General features: G+C 63.3%; 1 pseudogene and 1 other annotated feature. The pseudogene reads right to left on the bottom strand.

The features are described from left to right. Positions 1–431, bottom strand: a pseudogene (locus FGX59_RS37235) (transposase); the annotation flags it as partial. Positions 432–498: 67 nt separating this feature from the next. Next, positions 499–649: a sequence feature (AL1L pseudoknot), on the bottom strand.

The following is a 649-nucleotide window of genomic DNA, read 5'->3' as shown; positions in this document are numbered from 1 at the left end:
ATCCGGTCGCACGCTGCGATAGCGCACGCTCGACCGGTCCACCGCCAAAGCCTTGCACGCCCGTCGTTGGCTCACCCCGTGGAACGCCACGACATGTGCCACCGCTTCCCGCCTCACGCCGGGCGTTACCACTTTCGCGACGCGACATCCTTCAGGATCGCGCGCGCCATTGGGCTCGAACCAATGGCGCCTTCACTGGCGCGCTCGAGCATGGCCTCTGCCAGCAGCTTCTTCAGCTTGGCGTTCTCGTCCTCAAGCGCCCTGAGACATCGGGCATCCGACACCTCAAGACCGCCAAACCGCGCCTTGTATTTGTAGAACGTCGCCGTGCTGACCCCGCGCTTGCGGCAGACATCGGCCGTCGCCATGCCCGCCTCCTGCTCCTTCAGCATCCCGATGATCTGCTCTTCGCTGAACCTTGATCGCTTCATTGTCCGTCTCCTGGTTGGGGCGGACTCAACCTCAAACTGGAGGAAGATGCGGGTCTCAGGTCATGGACGGGGCAATCGGCAGCACACGGCAGATCGGCCTCAGCCATCGGGCTCGGACCGATGGTGCCTCGATGGCCAAGCCCCGTACTGGTCGCGATGCTCTTCGATGAACATCTTCATTTCCTCGCAGGGCGGTCGAGCTCCGCCTGCGCGAAAAA

This window comes from Poseidonocella sp. HB161398, assembly GCF_005870025.1.
Lineage (GTDB): Bacteria > Pseudomonadota > Alphaproteobacteria > Rhodobacterales > Rhodobacteraceae > Mangrovicoccus.
Note: the sequence above shows the minus strand (reverse complement) of the source record. Positions and strands in the feature narration are given on the sequence as shown.